General features: G+C 68.2%; 24 protein-coding genes and 1 riboswitch. Of the genes, 9 read left to right on the top strand and 15 right to left on the bottom strand.

Annotation, left to right across the window (positions count from 1 at the left end):
• Positions 1-181: 181 nt before the first annotated feature.
• The 6 genes from ACTJLD_RS24875 to ACTJLD_RS24850 all read right to left on the bottom strand — a co-directional run bounded on the left by ACTJLD_RS24875 (position 182) and on the right by ACTJLD_RS24850 (position 5,567).
• On the bottom strand, positions 182-331 hold the full coding sequence (locus tag ACTJLD_RS24875; RefSeq protein ID WP_167562603.1) for a hypothetical protein: 150 nt from the start codon (positions 329-331) through the stop codon (positions 182-184).
• Positions 332-401: 70 nt separating this feature from the next.
• The gene (locus ACTJLD_RS24870) at positions 402-1,034 is read right to left on the bottom strand and encodes a gamma-glutamylcyclotransferase (RefSeq protein ID WP_272546663.1); all 633 of its coding nucleotides are present in this window, start codon (positions 1,032-1,034) and stop codon (positions 402-404) included.
• A 12-nt stretch (positions 1,035-1,046) separates the two neighbouring features.
• A complete protein-coding gene (ybeY, locus tag ACTJLD_RS24865; RefSeq protein ID WP_027789178.1) occupies positions 1,047-1,823 on the bottom strand; it encodes an rRNA maturation RNase YbeY in 777 nt (258 codons plus the stop codon).
• A 147-nt stretch (positions 1,824-1,970) separates the two neighbouring features.
• The gene (locus tag ACTJLD_RS24860; protein WP_059699926.1) at positions 1,971-3,017 is read right to left on the bottom strand and encodes a PhoH family protein; all 1,047 of its coding nucleotides are present in this window, start codon (positions 3,015-3,017) and stop codon (positions 1,971-1,973) included.
• Positions 3,018-3,042: 25 nt separating this feature from the next.
• Positions 3,043-4,416 carry a tRNA (N6-isopentenyl adenosine(37)-C2)-methylthiotransferase MiaB gene (miaB, locus tag ACTJLD_RS24855; RefSeq protein WP_027789180.1) on the bottom strand — a complete coding sequence of 458 codons (1,374 nt, stop codon included), beginning with the start codon at positions 4,414-4,416 and terminating at the stop codon, positions 3,043-3,045.
• Positions 4,417-4,634: 218 nt separating this feature from the next.
• Positions 4,635-5,567: a LysR family transcriptional regulator gene (locus ACTJLD_RS24850; RefSeq protein ID WP_027789181.1), complete on the bottom strand. Its 933-nt coding sequence runs from the start codon at positions 5,565-5,567 to the stop codon at positions 4,635-4,637.
• Positions 5,568-5,712: 145 nt separating this feature from the next.
• Here ACTJLD_RS24850 and ACTJLD_RS24845 point away from each other — a divergent pair, with 145 nt between their 5' ends.
• The 3 genes from ACTJLD_RS24845 (at position 5,713) to ribB (ending at position 8,957) form a co-directional block, all read left to right on the top strand.
• The gene (locus tag ACTJLD_RS24845; RefSeq protein ID WP_060350337.1) at positions 5,713-6,888 is read left to right on the top strand and encodes an MFS transporter; all 1,176 of its coding nucleotides are present in this window, start codon (positions 5,713-5,715) and stop codon (positions 6,886-6,888) included.
• A gap of 210 nt (positions 6,889-7,098) precedes the next feature.
• The gene (locus ACTJLD_RS24840) at positions 7,099-7,791 is read left to right on the top strand and encodes a helix-turn-helix domain-containing protein (RefSeq protein ID WP_021160158.1); all 693 of its coding nucleotides are present in this window, start codon (positions 7,099-7,101) and stop codon (positions 7,789-7,791) included.
• A 188-nt stretch (positions 7,792-7,979) separates the two neighbouring features.
• Positions 7,980-8,128, top strand: a riboswitch (FMN riboswitch).
• Between the two features lie 118 nt (positions 8,129-8,246).
• Entirely contained in the window at positions 8,247-8,957 is a 711-nt protein-coding gene (gene ribB, locus ACTJLD_RS24835; protein WP_027789183.1) for a 3,4-dihydroxy-2-butanone-4-phosphate synthase, read from the top strand.
• 106 nt (positions 8,958-9,063) lie between these two features.
• Here the strand turns inward: ribB and ACTJLD_RS24830 are convergent, their stop codons facing one another.
• Positions 9,064-9,750 carry an HAD family hydrolase gene (locus ACTJLD_RS24830; protein ID WP_059699936.1) on the bottom strand — a complete coding sequence of 229 codons (687 nt, stop codon included), beginning with the start codon at positions 9,748-9,750 and terminating at the stop codon, positions 9,064-9,066.
• Between ACTJLD_RS24830 and ACTJLD_RS24825 the strand changes: the two genes are divergently transcribed.
• Positions 9,749-10,039 carry a hypothetical protein gene (locus ACTJLD_RS24825; RefSeq protein ID WP_440659831.1) on the top strand — a complete coding sequence of 97 codons (291 nt, stop codon included), beginning with the start codon at positions 9,749-9,751 and terminating at the stop codon, positions 10,037-10,039. The genes ACTJLD_RS24830 and ACTJLD_RS24825 overlap by 2 nt on opposite strands.
• 42 nt (positions 10,040-10,081) lie before the next feature.
• Here the strand turns inward: ACTJLD_RS24825 and ACTJLD_RS24820 are convergent, their stop codons facing one another.
• From ACTJLD_RS24820 to glpD, 3 genes are all read right to left on the bottom strand, one after another.
• Positions 10,082-10,798 (bottom strand): MIP/aquaporin family protein, encoded by a 717-nt coding sequence (locus tag ACTJLD_RS24820; protein WP_021160162.1) that lies wholly within the window; start codon positions 10,796-10,798, stop codon positions 10,082-10,084.
• Between the two features lie 82 nt (positions 10,799-10,880).
• Complete coding sequence (glpK, locus tag ACTJLD_RS24815; protein ID WP_027789186.1) at positions 10,881-12,383, bottom strand: glycerol kinase GlpK; 1,503 nt, start codon at positions 12,381-12,383, stop codon at positions 10,881-10,883.
• 106 nt (positions 12,384-12,489) lie between these two features.
• Positions 12,490-14,013, bottom strand: coding sequence for a glycerol-3-phosphate dehydrogenase (glpD, locus tag ACTJLD_RS24810; RefSeq protein ID WP_027789187.1), 1,524 nt, complete (start codon positions 14,011-14,013; stop codon positions 12,490-12,492).
• A gap of 162 nt (positions 14,014-14,175) precedes the next feature.
• Here glpD and ACTJLD_RS24805 point away from each other — a divergent pair, with 162 nt between their 5' ends.
• Complete coding sequence (locus ACTJLD_RS24805) at positions 14,176-14,544, top strand: hypothetical protein (RefSeq protein WP_027789188.1); 369 nt, start codon at positions 14,176-14,178, stop codon at positions 14,542-14,544.
• A gap of 88 nt (positions 14,545-14,632) precedes the next feature.
• On the opposite strand, the gene ACTJLD_RS24800 is transcribed toward ACTJLD_RS24805, so the two are convergent.
• A complete protein-coding gene (locus ACTJLD_RS24800; RefSeq protein ID WP_021160166.1) occupies positions 14,633-14,830 on the bottom strand; it encodes a hypothetical protein in 198 nt (65 codons plus the stop codon).
• A 303-nt stretch (positions 14,831-15,133) separates the two neighbouring features.
• The gene (locus ACTJLD_RS24795; RefSeq protein WP_027789189.1) at positions 15,134-15,913 is read right to left on the bottom strand and encodes a DeoR/GlpR family DNA-binding transcription regulator; all 780 of its coding nucleotides are present in this window, start codon (positions 15,911-15,913) and stop codon (positions 15,134-15,136) included.
• A gap of 221 nt (positions 15,914-16,134) precedes the next feature.
• Between ACTJLD_RS24795 and ACTJLD_RS24790 the strand changes: the two genes are divergently transcribed.
• The 3 genes from ACTJLD_RS24790 (at position 16,135) to ACTJLD_RS24780 (ending at position 19,508) form a co-directional block, all read left to right on the top strand.
• Entirely contained in the window at positions 16,135-17,775 is a 1,641-nt protein-coding gene (locus ACTJLD_RS24790; protein ID WP_060350321.1) for a gamma-glutamyltransferase family protein, read from the top strand.
• A gap of 327 nt (positions 17,776-18,102) precedes the next feature.
• Positions 18,103-18,930, top strand: coding sequence for a ferritin-like domain-containing protein (locus ACTJLD_RS24785; RefSeq protein ID WP_027789191.1), 828 nt, complete (start codon positions 18,103-18,105; stop codon positions 18,928-18,930).
• Between the two features lie 71 nt (positions 18,931-19,001).
• Positions 19,002-19,508: a hypothetical protein gene (locus ACTJLD_RS24780; RefSeq protein WP_334004073.1), complete on the top strand. Its 507-nt coding sequence runs from the start codon at positions 19,002-19,004 to the stop codon at positions 19,506-19,508.
• On the opposite strand, the gene ACTJLD_RS24775 is transcribed toward ACTJLD_RS24780, so the two are convergent.
• The 3 genes from ACTJLD_RS24775 to ACTJLD_RS24765 all read right to left on the bottom strand — a co-directional run bounded on the left by ACTJLD_RS24775 (position 19,502) and on the right by ACTJLD_RS24765 (position 23,164).
• Positions 19,502-20,947 carry a DEAD/DEAH box helicase gene (locus ACTJLD_RS24775; protein ID WP_440659830.1) on the bottom strand — a complete coding sequence of 482 codons (1,446 nt, stop codon included), beginning with the start codon at positions 20,945-20,947 and terminating at the stop codon, positions 19,502-19,504. The genes ACTJLD_RS24780 and ACTJLD_RS24775 overlap by 7 nt on opposite strands.
• A gap of 134 nt (positions 20,948-21,081) precedes the next feature.
• Positions 21,082-22,380, bottom strand: coding sequence for a c-type cytochrome (locus ACTJLD_RS24770; RefSeq protein WP_021160171.1), 1,299 nt, complete (start codon positions 22,378-22,380; stop codon positions 21,082-21,084).
• Between the two features lie 19 nt (positions 22,381-22,399).
• Positions 22,400-23,164: a c-type cytochrome gene (locus tag ACTJLD_RS24765; protein ID WP_027789194.1), complete on the bottom strand. Its 765-nt coding sequence runs from the start codon at positions 23,162-23,164 to the stop codon at positions 22,400-22,402.
• Between the two features lie 373 nt (positions 23,165-23,537).
• Between ACTJLD_RS24765 and ACTJLD_RS24760 the strand changes: the two genes are divergently transcribed.
• Entirely contained in the window at positions 23,538-24,470 is a 933-nt protein-coding gene (locus ACTJLD_RS24760; protein WP_059699944.1) for a CopD family protein, read from the top strand.
• Positions 24,471-24,507 lie beyond the last annotated feature (37 nt).

Here is a 24,507-nt window from a genome sequence, read left to right as displayed (position 1 = left end):
CTCGGACGGCCGCGCCGGGCGCGACATCGTCCTCGCGTCCATCCTATCCCAGAAAAGGGCGGCGGGGCAGCGGCGAAAAAAACGGGTGCGGGTGGGAAGCGGAGCCGTGACGCGGAAAAGCGTTCGGCCGAGGCAGTGAGCGGCGGCATTCTGCCGCACGCGGGCTTCGCCCGGCCGCGGTTCAGAACCGCATGCCGGCCGAGCAGCCGCCGGCGGCCGCGCCGTTGGTCGCGGCGCCGCCGCAGCCGAGTATTCCGCAGCCGGACAGCGCGACGCTCGCGGCGACGATCAGCGCGGCAACCCTGCAACGCGACCAGCGAGACGATTTCATCGGTCTTGCCCTCGCAAGAATGTGCCCACGGCGCGGCAGCGCGTGGCGGCGAGCCGGGCGCCGTGCCGCGTCACCGGCATCGCGCGAGCAGCCCTTCCAGCGCGCGATCGGGGATGCCGCTCGCGCGCAGCGCGTCGACCGTGCGGCTGACGTAGTCGAGCGTCGTGCCGTAGCGGCCGGCCGCGCAACTGAACACTTCCTTGACGACGGGATCGGACAGCTTGCCCGTATAGGTCGGCGCTTCGCGGCGCATCACGAACGCGAGTGCGTTTACGCGCTCGCCGTTCTCGAGCGAGCACGGCAGCCATGCGGGCCGGTACGAACCCATCGGCATCTCGCGTTTCCACAACGTTTCGAGGTGCGGTTGCGCGGTCGGGCCGGCGAGCCGGAACGCGATGCCCGAGCACGAGCCGCCGCGATCGAGCGCGAGCACGAGGCCGGGGCGTTCGGGTGTGCCGCGGTTCACGCGCGACCACAGGTAGAGCCCGCGATGATAGCCGTGCACCTTGCCGCGTATGGCTGCGACGGTCGGCAGCCCCGGGTTCCAGATCAGCGAGCCATAGCCGAACAGCCACAGATCCTGGTGGCCGTCCCAGTCGCGCATCGTGTGCGCGAGCGACGCCGCGAGTTCGTCTTCCGTCAGCAGGCGCCCGTCGCCGATCGACGGCGGGTAGGCGGGCGAGAGCGTCGCGGCGTTGCGCATCGTGCGGACGGCTTACTGGTACGGGTTCGGGAAGCCCAGCTTCGCGAGGATGTCGACTTCGAGCGCTTCCATTTCGGCTGCGTCCTCGTCGCTCGTCTCGTGGTCGTAGCCCTGCGCGTGCAGCGCGCCGTGCACCAGCAGGTGCGCGTAATGCGCGGTGAGCGGCTTGTCCTGGTCGTGCGCTTCCTTCTCGACGACCGGGCAGCACAGCACGAGGTCGCCGATCACGGTGCCGTCGGGCGCCGCGTCGTACGCGAAGGTCAACACGTTGGTCGGATAGTCCTTGTGGCGGTAGCCGGCGTTCAGCGTGCGGCCTTCTTCTTCGCCGACGAAGCGCACCGTGAACTGTGCGCTGGCGAACAGCGCCGGTTCGAGCCATTCGGCGATCAGCTTGCGCTTGGGCAGCGTCTTGCGCACGTCGCTCGTGATCTCGTCGCCGTACTGCACGGACAGGTCGAGCTCCGGCTCGCGCAGTGCGTCTTCGGTGTCGTCCTCGCGCGGTGCGGGCTCGGCGCCCACGTGCAGCGTCACGCTGTCGTAGTGCTCGGGCTGCAGCGCGATCTTCGCGCGCATGGCCGGATCGTTGTGCTGCGCGACGATCGCGACGGCGGCTTCCCCGGAGCTGCCCGACAGGTCGAACATCAGGCTGCGGCCGTCGGGGAAGTCGATGCGCAGCCCTTGCGCGTTGACGGTCCGGGCCTTGCCTTTCGCATCGAACAGCGAAAGGCGGGGGGAGGCGGGCGCGGCGGACTGGGCGCGCCCGGACTTGCGGGAACGGGAGGATTTCATGACGCGTGCGGCGATTGGGACGCGTTGAGGATACACCAAACGGCCGATCGCACCCGAATTCACGCAGGCGAAAAAAAGCCCGGCGCGCCGTCTGGCGGGCCGGGCCGGGCTGTCAGGCCGGGGCGGCGTGCAGGTGCCGCCGGCCGGTCAGCCGTCCTGGTGCTGCGCGTGGAATTCGTCGTACGCCTCGACGATGCGCGCGACGAGCGGATGGCGCACGACGTCCGCGCTCGTGAAGCGCGTGAGCGCGATGCCGCGCACGCCGCCGAGCACCTGCTGCGCCTCGACGAGGCCGCTCTTGTGGCCGCGCGGCAGGTCGACCTGGCTCGTGTCGCCGGTCACGACCGCCTTCGAGCCGAAGCCGATCCGCGTGAGGAACATCTTCATCTGCTCGGGCGTCGTGTTCTGCGCCTCGTCGAGGATGATGAACGCGTGGTTCAGCGTGCGGCCGCGCATGTACGCGAGCGGCGCGATCTCGATCATCTGGCGTTCGAACATCTTCGCCGTCTTGTCGAAACCGAGCAGGTCGTACAGCGCGTCGTACAGCGGACGCAGGTACGGGTCGACCTTCTGCGCGAGATCGCCCGGCAGGAAGCCGAGCCGCTCGCCGGCCTCGACGGCCGGGCGCGTCAGCACGATCCGCTTGACCTGATCGCGCTCGAGCGCGTCGACCGCGCAGGCGACCGCGAGGTAGGTCTTGCCGGTGCCGGCCGGCCCGATGCCGAACGTCACGTCGTGCGACAGGATCTGCTTCAGGTATTCGCGCTGCGCCGGCGTGCGGCCGCGCAGGTCGGCACGCCGCGTGTAGAGCTTCGGCGCGGGCTCCTCGTCCGGCTCGCTGGCGTCGAGCTGGACGACGGGGTCGTCGAACGGATGGTCGGGGTCGCCGCGGAAGCGCACGTCGATCGTGTCCTGGCGGCCGTTGCCGCCCGTGTGGCGCACTTCGACCAGCGCGAGCTGGATGTCGTCGACCGACAGCGCATCGCGCGCGCGGTTGTAGAAGTTCTCGAGCGCGGCGAGCGCGAGCTTGGCGCCGCGCCCGCGGATCGCGATCCGGTGGCCGCGTCGCGACAGCGTGACGTCGAGCGCCTGTTCGATCTGCCGCAGGTTCTCGTCGAGCGGGCCGCAGAGGTTGGCGAGGCGCGCGTTGTCGTCGCGCGGCGCGACGAATTCCAGTGCTTGGGTCGGCTTCAAAGTGGCGTCGGGCTCCAGTGGAACGTCAGTGCGTGGCCGCGCTCGCGTCGTCGCTCACGAGCACGAGCTCGCCGCGCAGCGAATGCGGGTACGCGTGGTTGATCTTCACGTCGATCATCTGGCCGATCAGGCGCGGGTGCGACGCGAGCGGCGCCGGGAAATTCACGACCCGGTTGTTCTCGGTGCGGCCCGCGAGTTCGTTCGGGTCCTTGCGCGACGGGCCCTCGACGAGGATCCGCTCGACCTTCCCGACCATCGACTGGCTGATGCGTGCGACGTTTTCCTCGATGGTCGCCTGAAGATGTTGCAGGCGTTTGAGCTTGACCTCGCGCGGCGTGTCGTCGTGCAGGTTCGCGGCCGGCGTGCCGGGGCGCGGGCTGTAGATGAACGAGAAGCTGGTGTCGTAGCTCATCTCGTGCACGAGCGCCATCATCTTGTCGAAATCCTCCTCGGTCTCGCCGGGGAAGCCGACGATCATGTCGGTCGACAGCGACAGGTCCGGGCGGATCGCGCGCAGCTTGCGGATCACCGACTTGTATTCGAGCACCGTGTAGCCGCGCTTCATCGCCATCAGGATGCGGTCGGAGCCGTGCTGCACGGGCAGGTGCAGGTGGCTCACGAGCTTCGGCACCTTCGCGTAGGTGTCGATCAGGCGCTGCGTGAATTCCTTCGGGTGCGACGTCGTGTAGCGGATCCGCTCGATGCCGGGGATGTCGGCGACGTATTCGATCAGCGTCGCGAAATCGGCGATCTCGGACGAGCCGGCCGCCAGCGCGCCCCGATAGGCATTCACGTTCTGGCCGAGCAGCGTGACTTCGCGCACGCCCTGGTCGGCGAGGCCGGCCACTTCGGTCAGCACGTCGTCGAGCGGACGCGACACTTCATCGCCGCGCGTGTACGGCACCACGCAGTAGCTGCAGTACTTCGAGCAGCCTTCCATGATCGACACGAACGCGCTCGGCCCCTCGACGCGCGCCGGCGGCAGGTGGTCGAACTTCTCGATCTCGGGGAAGGTGATGTCGACCTGCGCGCGGCCGCTCTCGCGGCGCGCGTCGATCATCTGCGGCAGGCGGTGCAGGGTTTGCGGGCCGAACACGAGGTCGACGTACGGCGCACGCGACACGATCGATGCGCCTTCCTGGCTCGCGACGCAGCCGCCGACGCCGATCAGCAGGCCGGGCTTCGCTTCCTTCAGCTCGCGCACGCGGCCGAGATCGGAGAACACCTTCTCCTGCGCCTTCTCGCGCACCGAGCACGTGTTGAACAGGATGATGTCCGCGTCTTCAGGCGTGTCGGTCTTTTCGAGGCCTTCGGCCGCATTCAGCACGTCCACCATCTTGTCCGAGTCGTACTCGTTCATCTGGCAGCCGAAGGTCTTTACGTAAACTTTCTTGGTCATGGGGATTCGCCGTTCGCAGTGGTTGACCTGGGGGCGTCGTCAAGAGTGAATCGGGACGGCCGCGCGCGCTGCACGCGGATGGCGCGCAGCCAGCATGTGAAAAGCCGTCGGGAAAGCTTTCCATTATAGCTTTTCACGCTGCCCGGGACGGGCGGCGGGTTGCGGCCGCGCGACGCCGGCCGGCGCGTTCCGACCCTCGATCCGCGATGCGCCGGCCGTCAGCGGCACGCGTTCAGCAGGTCGTCGTGCGCGGCTTCCTCGCGCGCGAAGCGTTCGGCGAGAAAGTCGAGCAGCACGCGCACGCGCGGCGCCATGTAGCGCTTGCCGGGATAGATCGCGTGCAGCGGCGCGCTCTGGTGCCGCCAGTCGGGCAGCAGGACCTTGAGCCGCCCGGCGCGGATGTCGTCGGCGACATCCCAGATCGAGTTCAGCACGATGCCGCGGCCGCGCAGCGCCCATTCGCGGGCGAGGCCGCCGTCGTTGGTCTCGAACGCGGTGGCGAGCGGCACCGTGCAGGTCTGCGTGTCGTCGCCGCGCGTGAAGCGCCACGTGTTCATCGGCCCGGACGCGACCGTGATCACGTTGCATGGAAAGCGGGCCAGATCGTGCGGATCGCGCGGCACGCCGTGGCGTTCGACGAACGACGGCGCCGCGCACGGCACGCGCCGGTCCGCGGCGAGCCGGCGGGCGATCAGCGCGCCGTCGGGCGGTGCGGCGAAGCGGATCGCGAGGTCGATCTCGTCCTGCCACAGGTTCACCGTCGAGTCGGACGCCGTCAGCGAGAACGTCACGTCCGGGTGAAGCGCGTTGAATTCGTCGAGCCAGTCGAGCAGCCGGCGACGGCCGAAATCGGACGTCGCCGACAGCCGCACCCGGCCGGCGACCACGTTGCGGCCGGCCTGGAGCAGCGCATTTGCGTCGTCGAGCGCCTGCAACGCCTGCCGGCAGCCGTTCAGGTACAGGCGGCCCTCGTCGGTGAGCCGCAACTGCCGGGTCGATCGGTCGAACAACCGGGTGGCGACCGCCGCCTCGAGCTTCGCGAGGCGCGCGCTCGCGGCGGCCGGCGTGAGGTTCAGCTTGCGCCCGGCGGCGGACAGGCTGCCCAGTTCGGCCGCCTCGACGAACAGCCGGATATCGCCCAGTCGGTCCATGCGATTTTCCAGAAATATTTGAAAATGGTTCAAACGCCACGCCAATTATCAAATATCGATGTCTTCGGGACAATGCGCACATCCTGCCTTTTGTGCGGTGCGGCACCGACCGGACGCCGCGTCCGCCGTCTTTTCGGAGAACGTCATGCCCATTCCGTTACTGGCGCTTGCGATCAGCGCCTTCGCCATCGGTACCACCGAGTTCATCATCATGGGCCTGCTGCCCGAAGTAGCGCACGACCTGGCCGTGTCGCTGCCGTCGGCCGGCCTGCTGGTCACCGGCTACGCGCTCGGTGTCGCGGCCGGCGCGCCGCTGCTCGCGGTGCTGACGAGCCGCATGCCGCGCAAGGCCGCGCTGCAGCTGCTGATGGCGATCTTCATCGTCGGCAACGTGCTGTGCGCGACCGCGTCCGGCTACGCGATGCTGATGGTCGCGCGTGTCGTCACGTCGTTCGCGCACGGGTCGTTCTTCGGGATCGGCGCGGTGGTCGCCGCGTCGCTCGTGCCGGCCGACAAGCGCGCGAGCGCGATCGCGCTGATGTTCACGGGGCTCACGCTGTCGAATGTGCTCGGCGTGCCGTTCGGCACGTTCGTCGGGCAACTGCTCGGCTGGCGCGCGTCGTTCTGGATCGTCGCCGTGCTCGGCGTGCTGGCGCTCGGCGGCGTCGCCGCGCTCGTGCCGAACCGTCACGACAGCGGGCCGGCCGGCCTCGGCCACGAAGTGCGCGTGCTGAAGGAGCCGCAGGTGTGGCTCGCGCTGTTGATGACCGTGCTCGGCTTCGGCGGCGTGTTCGTCGTGTTCACGTACATCGCGCCGATCCTCGAGACCGTGTCGGGTTTCTCGCCGCGCTCGGTCGCGCTGATCCTCGTGCTGTTCGGCGCGGGGCTGACGATCGGCAACACGCTCGGCGGCAAGTTCGCCGACCGCGCGCTGATGCCGTCGCTGATCGCGATCCTCGTCGCGCTGATGGCCGTGATGGCCGTCTTCGCGAAGACGAGCCACCTGCCGGTCGCGGCCGCCGTCACCGTGTTCGTGTGGGGGATCGCCGCGTTCGCGACGGTGCCGCCGCTGCAGGCGCGCATGGTCGAGAAGGCCGCGAGCGCGCCGCATCTCGCGTCGACGCTCAACATCGGCGCGTTCAACGTCGGCAATGCGGGCGGCGCGTGGCTCGGCGGCCTTGCGCTGGAACACGGCCTCGCGCTCGATGCGCTGCCGTGGGTCGCCGTCGCGGTGACGTTCGCGGCGCTCGTCGTCACGTGGTTCGCGATGCGGCTCGACACGCGCGGGCCGGCGCGCGGTGCGGCACCGGCGGCGCAATGAGCGAGCCCCGCGGCGCGACGCGATAGCGGCAGGAAACGGGGCGCGAGAAACGCATTCCTCCGCGATGCTGATAACGGTGTGAAGATAACTTCGTTTGCCGGTGCAAGGCCGGGTGATAGCGTTTCGATACGCGCCGTTGCTGGCGCAACCCGATTCCCCATCCCGGCTTACCCCATACGCAGGGCCGCACAGCGGCCCGGAGGCAATGCTATGTCTTCATCCCTGGCGCTCGTGCGCGACGTGTCTTCCTTCGAGTCCGGCGATGCCGCCGATGCGCGGGCGTCCGCGTCGCTCGATGTTCTCGAGCAGGTCGTCGGCGTGAACCTCGCGCGGTTGCGTGCCGAGCGGCAGTTGTCGCTCGATGCGCTCGCGCGGCTGTCCGGCGTGTCGCGCGCGATGCTCGCGCAGATCGAGTCGGCGCGCAGCGTGCCGTCGATCAAGGTCCTCTGCAAGATCGCCGCGGCGCTGAAGGTTTCGGTCGCCGCCTTCCTGCGCCGCCATGCGGTGAACGGCTTCGAGCACCTGGCGGCCGAGCGCGCGTCGCGCGTCGTCAGCTCGAACGGCCGCTTCTCGGCGCGCGCGCTTTATCCGGAAGGCGAGCCGGCCGCGGCCGAATTCCACGAGCTGCGGATCGCGCCGCTGCACACGGAGCCCGGCGCACGCCGCGCGCCCGGCACGACGGTCAACCTCGTCGTCAGCGAGGGCACGCTGGAAGTCAGCGTGCACGACCGCCGCCAGTTGCTCGCGACCGGCGATGCGATCGTGTTCGATGCCGACCAGCCGTACAGCCTGCGCAACCCGGGCGACAGCGAGGCGCGCGCGTTTCGCGTGACGGTGAGCCCCGAGGTGCCGCCGCGCTGGCTCGTGCCCGATGCGGCACACGCCGCGCATGCGGCCGGCTGATCGCGCAGGCCGTCCGGAGCGGGCCGCGTTCCCCTCGTTCGGGCGGGATCGCGGGCCGTCCGTCGGCCGTTCGGACGATGCCGTTAGACGGGGTCGTCGGTAAGGTTTTAGCTGGAGTTCACTGCGCCGCGCGCGCAGCTGTTGTATGCTTGGCCCGCCGCTGACGGGGTTGTCCCGTCCGGCAATCAGTGCGTCTTCAGGGCGGGGCGAAATTCCCCACCGGCGGTAGGCTGGCGTAAGCCGGCGAGCCCGCGAGCGCCCGCGCATCCGCGCGGGGTCAGCAGATCTGGTCGAATGCCAGAGCCGACGGTCACAGTCCGGATGAGAGAAGATGTGCAGATAGTCATGTCCGCCAGGGCCGCTTCGCCACATGCGTGAAGCGGGTTGTCGTTCTGTCTGTTTGCAATGCCCTGAAACGTTTTTCGCCCAAACCGTATTTGCGAGGAGCGTTTCACATGTCCTTGATGTCCGTTTCGTCGGCACCTGCCGACGCCTTTGCCGATCTCCCGTTGCTGGATTCCGAACCGGTGCCGCCGCGCATCGCCGCCGCGCTCGATGCGATGCGCGCAGGCCGTGCGGTCGTGCTGCAGGACGACCACGACCGCGAGAACGAAGCCGACCTGATCGTTGCCGCCGAGCGCATCACGCCCGAGACGATGGCGCTGCTGATCCGCGAGTGCAGCGGCATCGTGTGCCTGTGCCTGACCGACGACACGGTGCGCGCGCTCGAGCTGCCGCCGATGGTGCAGACCAACGAGAGCCGCAACGGCACCGCGTTCACCGTCTCGATCGAGGCACGCGAAGGCGTGCATACGGGCGTATCGGCGGCCGATCGCGTGACGACGATCCGCGCGGCGATCGCCGAAGGGGCGAAGCCGCACGACATCGTGCGCCCCGGCCACGTGTTTCCGTTGCGTGCGCAGCCGGGCGGTGTGCTCGCACGCCGCGGTCACACCGAAGGCACGGTCGACCTGTCGATCCTCGCGGGCCTGAAGCCGGCCGGCGTGCTGTGCGAGCTGATGAATCCCGATGGCACGATGACGCGCGGCGACGATGTCGAGCGTTTCGCGCAGCGGCACGGGCTGCCGATGCTGACGATCGCGGAACTCGTCGAGTTCCGCGAGGCGCTGGCCGCCGCGCGCGAGCGCTGCTGCGAACCGGCCTGAGTGAAGGGAAGGGGAAAGCGGGCGCGTTCATGCGCCCGTGGCACGGCGTGCGTGAAGCGGCGCACGCCGGACAGGCCCGGTCAGCCTGACCGGGCCGGAACGACCGTCAGGACTGTACGTCCCCGAATTCGCCGCGCATGCCGGCTTCGACGAACGCCGGCAGCTCGTCCATCCTGCGCATGATCCGCGTGATGCCCATCGCGCGCAGCGCGTCCGCGTAGTTGTCGGGGATGTGGCTCGCGCCGACGAACGCGATCGTCTTCATGCCTGCCGCACGCGCGGCATTCAGCCCGGACACGCTGTCTTCGACGACGATGCAGCGCGCCGGCGCGACGCCGAGCGTTTGCGCCGCATGCAGGTAGACGTCGGGGTAGGGTTTCGGCCGCGCCACCTGCTCGGAGCTGAACACGCGATCGCCGAAGATCTCGGTGAGCGATGCGCGCTTCAGCGAACTGCGCACGCGCGCGAGCCGGCTGTTCGACACGACGGCCGCCGGCAGGCTCACCTGCAGCAGCGCGTCGCGCACGCCGGTGATCGGCGCGAGCGATTGCGCCAGCGCGCTCTCGATGTTGTGCTCGATCGTTTCGATGAAGTTGGCGGGCATCTCGATCCCGAAGCGGGATTCGATCCCGGTCAGGAAGCGCGACGTCTGCTGGCCGAACGCCGACTTCGCGGCGGCTTCGAAATCGATGTTCGGGAACGTGGAGGACAGCGTTTCGAGCAGCACGCGGTCGGCGATGACTTCGCTGTCGACGAGCACGCCGTCGCAGTCGCAGATGAGGTGATCGAGCATGGTGGTGAAGAAGCGGAATGTCGGCGACGCAGATCAATTCGCCATCATACGTGCTTTCACGCGCGTGCCGCGCGACGCTTCGGCAAGTTTTCCCGATGCCGTGCGCGGATTCGGCCGCGCGGCGGGGTTCGTCGAGGAAATGCGCGTGGCGAGCATGCTGGTCGAACGCGGGATCGACGTGAACCCGGGGGGCGCGGCGGATGCGGGCGTGAGGCGGAAGTCGCCGGTGTCGGCCGGGGGCGACCGCCAGCGCGAACGTGGCGGAGGCGGCGCGAAGAAAGGAGCATGAAGCGCGCGGCGCTGGAGGCCGCGCGCTTCGGTCAGGCCGAGATCAGGCCATCGCGTGCAGGTGCAGGTACAGGCCGGCCGCCGCGGCGCCGCCCAGCAGCGGGCCGACGACGGGCACCCATGCATAGCGCCAGTCGCTGTCGCGCTTGCCGGGGATCGGCAGCAGCGCGTGCATGATGCGCGGCGACAGGTCGCGCGCGGGGCTCATCGCGTAGCCGGTCGGGCCGCCGAGCGAAATGCCGATGCCGAGCACGAGCAGGCCGACGGGCAGCGCGTCGAGCGCGCCGAGGCCGACCTGCGGCGACGCGAGGTACAGCACGCCGAGGATCAGCACGAACGTGCAGATCGCTTCGGTCAGCACGTTGTGCGTGACGCTGCGGATCGCGGGCGCCGTGCAGAACACCGCGAGCTTCAGGTCCGCATCGGCTTCCTTCGCGAAGTGCTGGCGATACGCGAGCCACACGAGCAGGGCGCCCGCCATCCCGCCGAGCATCTGCGCGAGGATGTAGCCGCCGACTTTCGACCACGCGAACTTGCCCGCGAGCGCGAGACTGATGGTGACGATCGGGTTCAGGTGCGCGCCGCTGAACGACGCGGTCACGTAGACGGCGACGAATACGGCCATCGCCCAGCCCATCACGATCACGATCAGGTCCGCGCCTTTGCCCTTGGTCTTTGCAAGCAGCACGTTTGCGACCGCGCCGTTGCCGAGCAGCACGAGGATCGCTGTGCCGATGAACTCTGCAATATAAGGTGACATGGTTGTCTCTCGTATGTCATCGCGGACTCGCGCGCGAGCGCGGTCCGCCGGTGTTGTTGTATTTCGTCTGGATGGCTGACGATTACTGGGTATCGTCGGCCCACGCCTTCGCGGCGCGTACCGCGCGCTGCCAGCCGGCCATGCAGCTTTCGACCTGCTCCTTCGGCATCGACGGCGAGAAGCGGCGATCGAGCTGCCACTGGCTGCGCACTTCGTCGAGGTTCTTCCAGTAGCCGATCGCGAGGCCCGCGAGGTAGGCCGCGCCGAGCGCGGTCGTCTCGGTGATCTGCGGACGCACCGCGTCGACGCCGAGCAGGTCGGCCTGGAACTGCATCAGCAGGTCGTTCGCGCTCGCGCCGCCGTCGACGCGCAGCTCGCCGATGCTGATGCCCGAATCGGCTTCCATCGCGGCCAGCACGTCGAGCGACTGGTACGCGATCGAATCGAGCGCCGCCCGTGCGAGGTGCGCGGAGGTCGTGCCGCGCGTGACGCCGAACACCGAGCCGCGCGCCCGTGCGTTCCAGTGCGGCGCGCCGAGGCCGGCGAACGCGGGCACCAGGTAGACGCCGTCGGTGTGCGGCACGCTCGCGGCGAGCGCCTCGATTTCGGCGGCCGACTTGATGATGCCGACGCCGTCGCGCAGCCACTGCACCACCGCGCCCGCGATGAAGATGCTGCCTTCCAGCGCGTACTGCACGTTGTCGCCGATCTGCCAGGCGATCGTCGTGACGAGGTTGTTCTTCGATTCGATCGGCTTGTCGCCGGTGTTCATCATCAGGAAGCAGCCGGTGCCGTAGGTGTTCTTCACCATGCCGGACTGCGTGCACATCTGGCCGAACAGCGCCGCCTGCTGATCGCCCGCGATGCCCGCGAGCGGGATCTTCGACGCGAACACGGTGGTCTTCGTGTGACCGTAGATTTCCGACGATGCCTTCACGTCCGGCAGCATGCTGCGCGGGATGTCGAGCAGCTCGAGCAGTTCGCTGTCCCACTCGCGCGTGTGGATGTTGAACAGCATCGTGCGCGACGCGTTCGTCACGTCGGTCACGTGCAGTTCATGCTTCGTGAAGTTCCATACGAGCCAGCTGTCGACGGTACCGAATGCGAGCTTGCCCTGCCTGGCCTTCTCGCGTGCGCCCGGCACGTTGTCGAGGATCCAGCGGATCTTGGTCCCGGAGAAGTACGAGTCGATCGGCAGGCCGGTCTTCGCGCGCACCTTCGCCTCGAGGCCCTGTGCTTTCAGCGAATCGCAGAAGTCGGCCGTGCGGCGATCCTGCCAGACGATCGCGTTGTAGACGGGCTGGCCGGTCTCGCGATCCCAGACGATCGTGGTTTCGCGCTGGTTGGTGATGCCGATCGCGGCGATCGACGTGCCGTTCAGGCCCGTGCGCGTGACGGCTTCGGCGGCGACGCCGGCTTGCGTCGACCAGATTTCCTGCGGGTCGTGCTCGACCCAGCCGGGTTGCGGGTAGATCTGCTCGAATTCCTTCTGGGCGATCGATACGATATTGCCCTGGCGATCGAACAGCATCGCGCGGGAACTCGTGGTGCCCTGGTCAAGCGCGAGGATGTACTGATCCTGCATGTCTCTCATCTCCATCCGTGGATTTGGCTTAGTTGTGATGCGCGCCGCATGTGGGGCGGCGCGTCGGTGAGTCAACGTCGGTACGGCAACTGCTACTGCATTCGGGTCAGGCCTGCGGCGCGTGCGCGGCGGCGAACCACGCGTCGACCGCGGCCGTCACCGCGTCGAGCGTGCCCGGCGCGACGTGCAGGCCGAGCTTCGAGCGGCGCCACAGCACGTCCTGCGCGCAGGTCGCCCATTCGGTGTCGCGCAGGTAGCGCAGCTCGGCGTCGTGGATGCCCGGGGCGATTTCGGTGCCGAGATCGGCGAGCGACTTCGCGCCGTCGATCACGCGCTCCGCGCGCGTGCCGTACGCACGCGCATAGCGGCGCGCGAGCGCGGCGGGCAGCCACGGGTGGCGTTTCGCGAACGCGGCGGCGAACACGTCGAACTTCGCGTTCGCGATGTCGCCGCCCGGCAGCGCGACGCCGGCCGTCCAGGTCTTCGCGTCGCGGCCGAGCGCGCGGCTCAGCATGTCGCCGGCTTCTTCCGCGAGCTTGCGGAACGTCGTGATCTTGCCGCCGAACACCGACAGCAGCGGCGCACCCGCGCCTTCGTCCATTTCGAGGCGGTAGTCGCGCGTGACGGCCGATGCGTTCGCGGCGTTCTCGTCTTCCAGCAGCGGGCGCACGCCCGAGTAGGTCCAGTGCACGTCGGCCGGCGAGATCTTGCGCTTGAAGTAGCGGTTGATCGAATCGCACAGGTACTGCGTCTCGTCGCGATCGATCGCGACCTTCGCGGGATCGCTCGTGTATTCGACGTCGGTCGTGCCGATCAGCGTGAAATCGTGTTCGTACGGAATCGCGAAGATGATCCGCTTGTCCGGGTTCTGGAAGATGTACGCGTGATCGTGATCGAACAGGCGGCGCGTGACGATGTGGCTGCCCTTCACCAGCCGCACGCTGTGATGTGCGCCGCGGCCGAGCGCGCCGTGCAGCAGTTCGCCGACCCACGGGCCGGCCGCGTTCGCGATCGCGCGCGCATGCACGACGCGGATCGAACCGTCGGCGTTCTGCAGCCGCGCTTCCCATTCGTCGCCGCGACGTTCGGCGGATACCAGCTTCGTGCGCGTCAGGATCTCGGCGCCGCGCTCCTTCGCGTCCAGCGCGTTCAGCACGACGAGGCGCGCGTCGTCGACCCAGCCGTCCGAATAGACGAAACCGCGCTTGATCGAATCGATCAGCGGCGCGCCGGCCGCATGGCGGCGCATGTCGATGCCGCGCGAGCCGGGCAGCAGTTCGCGTTTCGCGAGGTGATCGTAGAGGAACAGGCCGAGACGGATCAGCCAGGCCGGACGCAGGTTCGGCATGTGCGGCATCACGAAACGCAGCGGCCCCATGATGTGCGGCGCCGCGCGCAGCAGCGTCTCGCGCTCCTGCAGCGCCTTGCGCACGAGCCCGAACTCGTTGTACTCGAGGTAGCGCAGGCCGCCGTGAATCAGCTTCGTGCTGCACGACGACGTGTGCGACGCGAGATCGTCCTGCTCGCAGAGCAGGACCGACAGGCCGCGGCCGGCCGCATCGCGCGCGATGCCCGCGCCGTTGATGCCGCCGCCGACGACGAGCAGATCGTAGCGATTCGGTTGGGTCACCTGCTGTCCTTATCGTCTGAGGGAAATGGTTGAACAGAAAATGTTCGAATTCGAAATTTAACGAACGAAATCGAAAAAGTAAAGTTCGATAAAGCGGGGCCAGTAGCGCGCCGTGCGATCCCGGACGATACTGGCGGAATCGACCGTTTCGCGAGGTGAATCATGCGTATTGGGATGTGGGCCGGCGTGTGCGCCGTCCTTCTGGCGGGGTGCAGTGCCGGTATGCCGCCGCTCGTCGGCAACTGGCGCACGCCGTCGTTCGTCGACCTGCAGACGTCGTGCGGCGGCGCGGCGCGCGACTGGGGCGCGGACGCGCAGCCGGTCTATTCGACGCTGTACGACGCGTACGTGGCGAAACGGTATCGCGGGCTGACCGAAGCGAACTATTGTGCGTTCGTAAACGAACTTTCGACGCACTACGCGGCGCCCGACGCGGCGGCGCGTGCCGGCTGGATCGCGTATTTCAACGGCGCGCGCGCGCAGGCCATCAGCTGGCGGGCGGCGGTCGATCCGACGCTGCGCGGCGGCTGACGCAGCTGAGGACGACGAGGCGGGGAAGCAGGAACGGCCGCGCGGCCCGGAATTCGGGCCGCGCGGTCAGGTCGGCAACGGTGTGGTTTTACGAATAGCGGTATTTGATGGATCGCAGCGCGGCGTCGCCGGTTTCGGTCACGCAGTATTTGCGCCCCGATCCGAGCCCTTCCAGGCGGACGAGCTGCTGTTCGAGCAGTGCGTCGATTTCGTCCCGATCCATCGAGGTTTGATCGGGAGCGTCCTTCACAAGCAATAGCGTGGCGAATTCATGCGGACTCAGCATCGTTCTCTCCATGGCGACCAGTCAGCCCGCGCGGCCGGCGCACCTGCCGACGCGCGATACCCAGCGGGGTATGGTTTGGGGGGAAAAGCTGCATTCGCCGGCCATGCCATTCGTCCGCGCCCTGGCACAGGCGGAACGGTCGGACGGGCCGGGGAACTGGAGTCTAGTCGAGCATGCGGGCAACCACAAATCGTGCCCCGTTAATTTTCCGTTTGACAGCCGGGCCCCGCGCAAGCGGTTTGCTCGCAGCGCCAACTTCTTGATTTCACTTGAAGTTTCAGGTGCGGTGCAGCATCGCGGCCGTCACTCCGCGACGTACACCTGCGTGCCGGCGGTCGCCACCGCGTCGGCCATCTCCGGCGGCAGCGGCTTGTCGGTGAAGAGTGCGTGCACCTGGCTCAGGTGGCCCTGGCGCACCAGCGCCGGGCGGCCGACCTTCGAATGATCGGCGACGAGGTAGACCGTGCGCGCATGCTGCATGATCGCCTCGGCCACACGCACCTCGCGCGTGTCGAAGTCGCGCAGCGTGCCGTCGGCCTCGATCGCCGACGTGCCGATGATCGCGTAGTCGACCTTGAACTGGCGGATGAAGTCGATCGCGAGTTCGCCGACGATCCCCTTGTCCCACGGCCGCACGATGCCGCCCGTGATCAGCACCTCGCAGTCGGGGTAGCCGCTCATCATCGACGCGACGTTCAGGTTGTTCGTGATCACGTGCAGCCCGTGGTGGCGGTTCAGCGCGCGTGCGACTTCCTCGGTGGTCGTGCCGAGGTTGATGAACAGCGACGCCTGGTCGGGAATGTGCGACGCCGCGAGCGCCGCGATGCGCCGCTTCTCGTCATGGAACATCCGCTGGCGCGCCGTGTACGACACGTTCTCCGAGCTGGTCGGCAGGCTCGCGCCGCCGTGATAGCGGCGCAGCAGGTTCAGGTCGGCGAGCCAGTTCACGTCGCGGCGGATCGTCTGCGGCGTCACCGCGAAGTGCGCGGCGAGATCGTCGACGGTCACGAAGCCGTCGCGCTGCACCCATTCGAGCAGTTCCTGCTGGCGCGCGTTGAGGGTGAGGCGGGGATCTCGGGTCATGGCTCGGTGGTCGTGTCGTGAGACGGAGCGGGTATTGTAAGGGCGGCAACGCCGTTAGGCCGGTATGGCCGGCAGGGTCGCCTGCAATTCATGCGGAAATTGCATTGATTCATGTGACAAATGAATTTGTGCGATTGCGCTGATCGCGCTGCAATGGCGGACTGCCCGCGCGCGCGGGTGCGCGCCCGGCGCTTCATTCAGCTTTCGACGAGGTGGAACCGATGACTGGCTTCAACTGGCACAACCCGTATCCGACGACTCGCATTCCGGTGTTCGCGCGCAACGTCGTGTCGACGTCGCACCCGCTCGCCGCGCAGGCCGGGCTCCGGATGCTGTGGAAGGGCGGCAACGCGGTCGACGCGGCGCTGGCCGCCGCGGCTGCGATCACGGTCGTCGAGCCCGTGTCGTGCGGGCTCGGCGGCGACGCGTTCGCGCTCGTGTGGGACGGCGAGCGGCTGTCCGGGCTGAACGCGTCGGGCGTCGCGCCGGCTGCGTGGAACGTCGACTATTTCCGCCAGCGCCACGGCGAGGCGGCGAACGGCATCGCGAACAAGCCGACGCGCGGCTGGGACACCGTCACCGTACCGGGCGTGATCGCGGGCTGGGAAGCGCTGCATGCGAAGTTCGGTTCGCTGCCGTTCGCGGACCTGCTCGAGCCGGCGATCGAGATCGCGGAGCGCGGTTATGCGGTGCCGCCGATCGTCGCGCACAAGTGGGCGGCCGCCGTGCCCGAGCTGCAGGGGCTGCCGGGCTTCGCGGAGACCTTCATGCCGCGCGGCCGCGCGCCGCTCGTCGGCGAGCGCGTGTGCCTGCCCGGTCATGCGCAGACGCTGCGCACGCTCGCGAAGGAGGGGGCCCGCGCGTTCTACGAGGGCGCGCTCGCCGAGCGCATCGCCGCGTTCTCGCGCGAAGGCGGCGGCGCGCTGACCGCGGCCGACCTGCAAGTGTACCGGCCGGAATGGGTCGAGCCGATCGGCAAGCGCTTCGGCCGTCACACGATCCACGAGATCCCGCCGAACGGGCAGGGCATCGCCGCGCTGATCGCGCTCGGGATCGCCGAGCACGCGGGCGTGACGGAATGGCCGGTCGATTCGGTCGACTCGCAGCATCTGCAGATCGAGGCGATGAAGCTCGCGTTCGCGGATGTCTATCGCTACGTCGCCGATCCGCGGGCGATGGAGGTCACGCCCGAACAGATGCTCGACGACGCGTATCTCGCCGAACGCGCGAAGCTGATCGATCCCGCGCGCGCGACGCACTTCGGCGCCGGCCGGCCGCATTCGGGCGGCACGATCTACCTGTCGGCGGCCGACGAGCGCGGGATGATGGTGAGCTTCATCCAGTCGAACTACATGGGCTTCGGTTCGGGGCTCGTCGTGCCCGGCACCGGCATCGCGCTGCAGAATCGCGGGCACGGCTTCTCGATGGACCCGGCGTCGCCGAACGTCGTCGCGGGCGGCAAGCGGCCGTTCCACACGATCATCCCGGCGTTCGTCACCGAGGAGGCCGACGGCCGCACGCAAGCCGTGATGAGCTTCGGCGTGATGGGCGGCGACATGCAGCCGCAGGGGCACCTGCAGACCGTCGTGCGGATGCTCGGCTACGGGCAGCAACCGCAGGCCGCCTGCGATGCGCCGCGCTGGAAGGTCAACCGCGACTTCACGCTCGACGTCGAGGCGACGATGAATCGCGCGACCGTCGATGCGCTGGCCGCGCGCGGCCATACGATCAAGTCGATCGACGATCCTTACATGGATTTCGGTTCCGGGCAGTTCATCTGGCGTCTCGACCGCGACGATCGCGAGCGCGGCTATGTGGCCGCGAGCGACAGCCGGCGCGACGGCCTGGCGGCAGGTTTCTGACGGATTGCGGCCGGCTTTCACCGGCATTTCCAGCGCTTCACGGGCGGCCGGACGGCCGCCCGTTTCGTTTGCCGCGGCCCGTATCGTCGAGCGGGCGCAAGCGGTTTGAAGGACTCGTCTAACGAACGGCAACAGACGTCGTGGAACTGCGCGTGTCAGGTATGGTCAGTGCTCTGGAGCACGAACATCAAAGTCCGGCTAAGATGCCAGCATGGTTCGGCCGGACCAATCCACTATAAACGCAAGTAAAACGCCGCCTGCGGGTCGGTCGGCGCCTGTGCCGAAGGCATGGGCCGGCGCCCGTGCGACGACTGGGAGCGCACCACCATGGACACCAAAACGACGCATGTGATGCCGTGGCGCATCGAGGACATCGACCTGAACCGGATCGATCGTCAGCGTGCCGCCGCGAACGAGGATCTGTTGCTGCTGCTGTGCGCGTCGTCGTTCATCGAAAGCGGTTCGGATCTCTACACGAGCAATCTGAGCCAGTTCTTCAACGACGATCCGGAAGTCTCCGCATGGCTCAACAATGCATGGGAGCACGAAGAATTGCAGCACGGGCGCGCGCTGAAGGCGTACATCGCGCACGTGTGGCCGGAGTTCGACTGGGATACCGCGTTCGCGAATTTCTTCGCCGAGTATTCGTTGACCTGCAAGGTCGAGGCATTCGAGAAGACCCGCGCGCTCGAGATGGTCGCGCGCTGCGTCGTCGAGACGGGCACGGCCACGCTCTATCGCGCGATCAACGAATGCTCGGACGAGCCCGTGCTGAAGGAAATCACCGACAACATCCGCACGGACGAAGTGCGTCACTACAAGCACTTCTTCAAGTTCTTCAAGAAGTACAACCAGCTCGAAGGCAACGGCCGGCTCGCGGTGCTCGGCGCGCTCGCGCGCCGCGTGATGGAAATCAAGAACGAGGATTCCGAGATCGCGCTGCGCCACGTGTTCGCGGTCCGCTATCCGGATCGCGTCGGCGACAGCCAGTACAACCGCGAGCGCGCCGCGCGCATCAGCAAGCTGGTGCGGCGCAACCTGTCGGCCGACATGTGCGTGAAGATGCTGCTCAAGCCGCTCGACCTGCCCGCGAAGATCCAGCCGGGCGTCCACTATCCGCTCACGAAGATCACGCGGCACGTGTTCCTGCGCTGATCGCCGCGGCGCGGCCCGTCGCGCGTATGCTGCGGCTTGTTCATCCGCTTTTCACCCGGGGCCACGCCATCATGACCGATACCCATCGCCACGCGCTCGAACAATGGACGTTCGATGCGTGGCCGCCGGCCGTCGTCTCGCTGTTCGACGGCACGGCGCTCGAGCGTCATGCCGACTTCGCCGCATCGCTGATCGTCGCGACCGACGACGGCCAGTTGCGCACGACGCTGCTCGGCGTCGGCGAGATCTATGCACACGATGCGCGCACGCTGCTGCTTGCGCTCTGGCCGCAATCGCGTGCGGCGCGCGCGATCGCGCAACGGCGCACGGCCGCGCTGACGCTCGTCGCGGACGGCGCGTTCTTTCAGGCGCAATTGACGATGGAGCCGCTCGAAGGGGACTTCGGCGGGCTGGCCGGATTCGCTGCGACGATCGCGCATGGCGATGCGCAGCGGGTCGGCTATGCGCGTCTCGCGACAGGCGTCACGTTCACGCTGGAAGGGAAGCGCGCCGCGGTGCTCGAGCGCTGGCAACGCCAGGTCGAGCACCTGCGGCGCGCGGCCGCGCGGCTTCAGTGACCGCGCTGGCCGCTGCGCGACGAACGGTTGCGGTTCGGGTGCGCGGCGTTGCCGTTCGCGGGGCGTGCGCCATTGCCGCCGCCCGCCGGGCGTCCGCCGCTGCCGCCGGCGCCGCCTTGCGTGCGCGGCTTCGCGGCCTTCTGCTGCGATGCTTTCGGCTGTGCGTTGCCGTCGCGTTTCGCGGCCGCCGGCTGGCCTGAGCCGCCCGCACGCGGCTGGCGATTGCCGCCACCGCCGCCACCGCCGCGCGGCTGCTGTTGCCCGCGGCGCTGCTGGATCGGCTCCGGCTTCGCGTTCGGATCGGGTTCGAAGCCCGCGATCACTTCCTGCGGAATCTCGCGCTTGATCAGCCGCTCGATGTCGCGCAGCAGCTGCTTCTCGTCGACGCACACGAGCGACACGGCTTCGCCGGTCGCGCCCGCGCGGCCCGTGCGGCCGATCCGGTGCACGTAGTCTTCCGGCACGTTCGGCAGGTCGAAGTTGACGACGTGCGGCAACTGGTCGATGTCGATCCCGCGCGCGGCGATATCGGTCGCGACGAGCACCTGCAGCGTGCTGTTCTTGAACTCCGCCAGCGCGCGCGTGCGGGCCGACTGGCTCTTGTTGCCGTGGATCGCCATCGCGCTGATGCCGTCCTTCGTCAGCTGCTCGGCAAGCCGGTTCGCGCCGTGCTTCGTGCGCGTGAACACGAGCACCTGGAACCAGTTGTGTTCGCGGATCAGGTGCGTGAGCAGTTCGCGCTTGCGGTCGCGGTCGACCGGGTGGATCTTCTGCGCGACGCTCTCGGCGGTCGTGTTGCGGCGTGCGACCTCGATCAGCGCGGGCGAATCGAGCAGGCTGTCGGCGAGCGCCTTGATCTCGTCGGAGAACGTGGCCGAGAACAGCAGGTTCTGGCGCTGCGGCGGCAGCTTCGCGAGCACGCGCTTGATGTCGTGGATGAAGCCCATGTCGAGCATCCGGTCGGCTTCGTCGAGCACGAGGATGTCGAGGTCCGACAGGTCGATCGTCTTCTGCTGCATGTGATCGAGCAGGCGGCCCGGCGTCGCGACGACGATGTCGACACCGCGCTTGAGCGCGTCGATCTGCGGGTTGATGCTGACGCCGCCGAACATCACGGTCGAGCGCAGCTTCAGGTACTTGCTGTAGGCACGCACGCTTTCCTCGACCTGGGCGGCGAGTTCGCGCGTCGGCGTGAGGATCAGCGCGCGCACCGCGCGCTTCGCGCCGTGATGCTCGGCGTAGAACGTGTGCAGGCGTTGCAGGATCGGCAGCGTGAAGCCTGCCGTCTTGCCGGTGCCCGTCTGCGCACCGGCGAGCAGGTCGCCGCCGCCGAGGACGGCAGGGATCGCCTGCTGCTGGATGGGAGTCGGCGACGTATAGCCGAGCTCGTTGACCGCCTTGACGAGCGGTTCGGCCAGGCCGAGAGATTCGAAAGACATAGATACCACTCTTCAGTTTTATGATCGGCGACGTCTCGCGCGGCCCGCGCGGGAGGTGACATCGCAAATTGCAAAATGCAAAAGGGCGCGGCCGCGGTTTCCCGCAGCCGCGCCCCGTGTTTGTCAGCCGCTTCTTAGTCGAGCGGCGCGGAACGCAGGTCGCTCACCTGTTGCGGTGAGATCGGCGTACCGTTGTTGCCCCACGACATCCGGATATACGTGACGACCGCCGCAACCTCCTGGTTCGACAGCGACTGTGCGAACGGCGGCATCCCGTACGGACGCGGATTCTTGAACGTGCTCGGCGGATAGCCACCGTTGAGCACCATGCGGATCGGGTTGACCGCCGATTCCATCACGATCGAGTGGTTGCCCGCGAGCGGCGGATAGGCCGGCGGCTTGCCCGCGCCGGTTTCGGCGTGGCAGGTCGCGCAGTTGTCCGCGTAGATCTTCTTGCCCTGGTCGAACAGCGCGTTGCCGAACTGCTTCGACGGCTCGTACTGCATGTTCTTCGGCGCTTCAGCCTTCTGCGGGATCGACTTCAGGTACGTCGACATCGCGCGCGTATCTTCGTCGCTCATGTACTGCAGGCTGTTGTGCACGACGTCGGCCATCGGGCCGAACACCGCGCCCTTGTTCGACACGCCGGCTTGCAGCAGGTCGGACAGCTCCTGCACGTGCCAGTCGCCGAGGCCGAGTTCCTTGTCGTTCGTCAGCGACGGCGCATACCAGTTCTGCAGCGGGATCAGGCCGCCCGCGAAGGCTGCCGAGCTCACCGGGCCGCCCATCATGTTGATCGACGTGTGGCACATCGAGCAGTGGCCGAGGCCCTCGACGAGGTACGCACCGCGGTTCCATTCGACCGACTTGGTCGGATCCGGCTTGTACTCGCCTTCCTTGAAGAACAGCGTGCGCCAGCCGATCAGCAGGTTGCGGTTGTTGAACGGGAACTTCAGTTCGTGCGGACGGCTCGGCACCGACACCGGCGCGACCGAACGCAGGTACGCGTAGATCGCGTCGGAATCCGCGCGCGTGACCTTCGTGTAGCTCGCGAACGGGAAGCCCGGGTAGAGCAGGCTGCCGTCCTTCGAACGGCCGGTGTGCATCGCGCGGTAGAAGTCGTCCGACGTCCACTTGCCGATGCCGTCCTTGTCGTCCGGCGTGATGTTCGGCGTGTACATCGTGCCGAACGGCGTCGCCATCGGCAGGCCGCCCGCGAACGACTTGCCGCCGCGCACGGTGTGGCACGCGATACAGTCGCCGACGCGCGCGAGGTACTCGCCCTTCTTGATCAGCGCGGCCTGGTCGGCCGGCGTGGCCGCGACGGCGGCAGCGCCGTGCAGCGTGTCGTTGCCCGGCCACAGGACCGGCACGAGGGCGGCGGCCGCGACGATCGCGACAGCCGAGAGTGCAAACAGGGACTTGCGTTTCATTGTGTCTGTCTCCCTTGCCTTATTGCGGTTCGCTGCCGCAGGCGAGCGGAGTCTTCATCGAACGCGCCGGAGCCGGCACGGGGTTGGCGGGCGCCGGTTGCGCGGCGAGCCATGCGGTCACGGCCGTCACGTCTTCGTCGGAAAGCTTCGAAGCGACTTCATGCATGCAATCGGGCGCCTTCGCGTGGCGGTTGCCCGAGCGCCATGCACCGATCTGCGCGCTCAGGTAGTCGGCGTGCAGGCCGACCAGGCCCGGGATCGCCGGCTGCATGCCGGTGAGCGTCGCGCCGTGGCAGGCCACGCAGGCCGGCAGCTTGCGGGACGGGTCGCCTTGCGTGACGAGCTGCTTGCCGCGCGCGAGCGTCGCGGCCGGCAGCGTCGGCTTCGCCGGCGTCGGGTACGGCGGGCGTTCGGCCGAGAAGTGCTCGGCCATCTCGCGCAGGTAGTCGTCGTTCAGGTACGTCAGCAGGTAGTTCATCGGCGGGTACTTGCGCCGACCGTCACGGAAGTTGACGAGCTGGTTGTACAGGTACTCGGCCGGCTTGCCGGCAAGACGCGGGAAGTAGTCGTTGTCCGTACCCTGGCCATGGACGCCATGGCAGGCCGTACAGCCGCGCACGCGCTCGGCCATGGTATCGGGTGCCTTGAGCGGCGCCTGCTGGGCGTGCGCTTGCTCCGTGGGCTTGGTCTGCGCTTGGGCAGCGCTCATAAGGCCCGCGCCGCCGAACATCAGAACGGCGAGCAGCGGACGGAAGAGGCGTCTTGAAGACACACGAGACTCCATGTTTATTCGACGGGGACCTGTCCGGGCTACGATCGGCTCGGCGCATGACGGCAAGGCAGCCGGGCTGCTGCGACGCGGCATTCTATCATCGATGGGTAATGACGGCTATTTGGCAAAAGGACATCGGTTCCTGTCCGTTTGCGACTTGCGACAATTTGACGCGCATTGCGCCGCACCTGTGTGAACCGGCGTGCGTTTTCACCATCGAAGACCGTACACTCGCGGGTCGCGCGGCGCCGCCTCCGCCGCAGGTCCAGTCATTTCTCCCGTTTCCGGATTCATCGATGACGTTTTCTACCGTGCCGTTGCCTTCCTCACGCTGTCCGTCCCGTTGCCGCTTCGTCGGCCTGCCGCTTTCGGGAGGGTGTGCGCGATGAAGTTCGACAGCTTGTGGATCGGTCAGGTCGCGCTCGCGGCGCTGATGGACGCCGCGTTCGCGATGGCGGTCGGCTCGGCGCTGCTCAAGGCTTGGCTCGGCAAGGACGGTGCACGTCCGGTCGTCGCGCCGTCGCACCCCGCGTGGCTGCGCGCGCAACATTCGCTGGCCGCGGCGGCGCTGGCGCTGGTGCTCGCGGATCTCGGCTGGCTCGTCTACGAGGCCGCGACGATGAGCGGCGCGGGGCTCGGCGGCGCGTTCGCCGCGATTCCCGTGATGCTGACGCAGACCCATACGGGCTTCGCATGGAGCGTCGCGTTCGCCGGCGCCGTGGTGCTCGCGATCGTCGCGCTGGCGAAGCCGGAAGGTCCGGCCGCGCACGCGGTGCTGTGGCTCGCGGTGATCGTGGTCGCGGCCGGCAAGGCTTCGCTCGGCCATGCGGCCGATACGGGCGCGCTGTCCGCGGCGGTCGGCGTGCAGACGCTGCATCTGCTCGCGACCGCCGTGTGGGGCGGCCTCGTGCTCGCGGGCGGGCTCGCGGTGCTGCCGGCGCTCGGGTCGTCGGTCGCGCGCGGCGCGCTGATCCGCATCGGCCAGCACCTGTCGCGTACGTCGATCGTCGCGGTCGTGTTCGTGCTCGGCACCGGCGCGCTCAATGCGATCCGCGGGCTCGGCGGGTCGCTCGCGCCGCTCGACGGCAGCACGTGGGGGCGCGTGTTGCTGCTGAAGCTGCTGCTCGTCGCGCTCGCGCTCGTGCTCGGCGGCCTGAACCGTTTCTCGGCGCTGCCGCGCCTGCGCCGCACCGCGTCGACCGAGGATGCGCACACGTTCCGCAACATCCTGCATCTCGAGGCGCTGACGATGATCGGCGTGTTCGTCGCGGCCGCGGTGCTGTCGTTCAGCGTGCCGGGGTTCGCGGCGCTCGGCTGACGGCCGGTTGCGCGCGGCGCGACGCAAGGCCGCCGAC

The organism is Burkholderia sp. 22088 (assembly GCF_052045915.1).
GTDB classification, from domain to species: Bacteria; Pseudomonadota; Gammaproteobacteria; order Burkholderiales; family Burkholderiaceae; genus Burkholderia; species Burkholderia cepacia.
The sequence above is the reverse complement of the archived record's forward strand: the minus strand, read 5'-3'. Positions and strand labels throughout refer to the sequence as shown.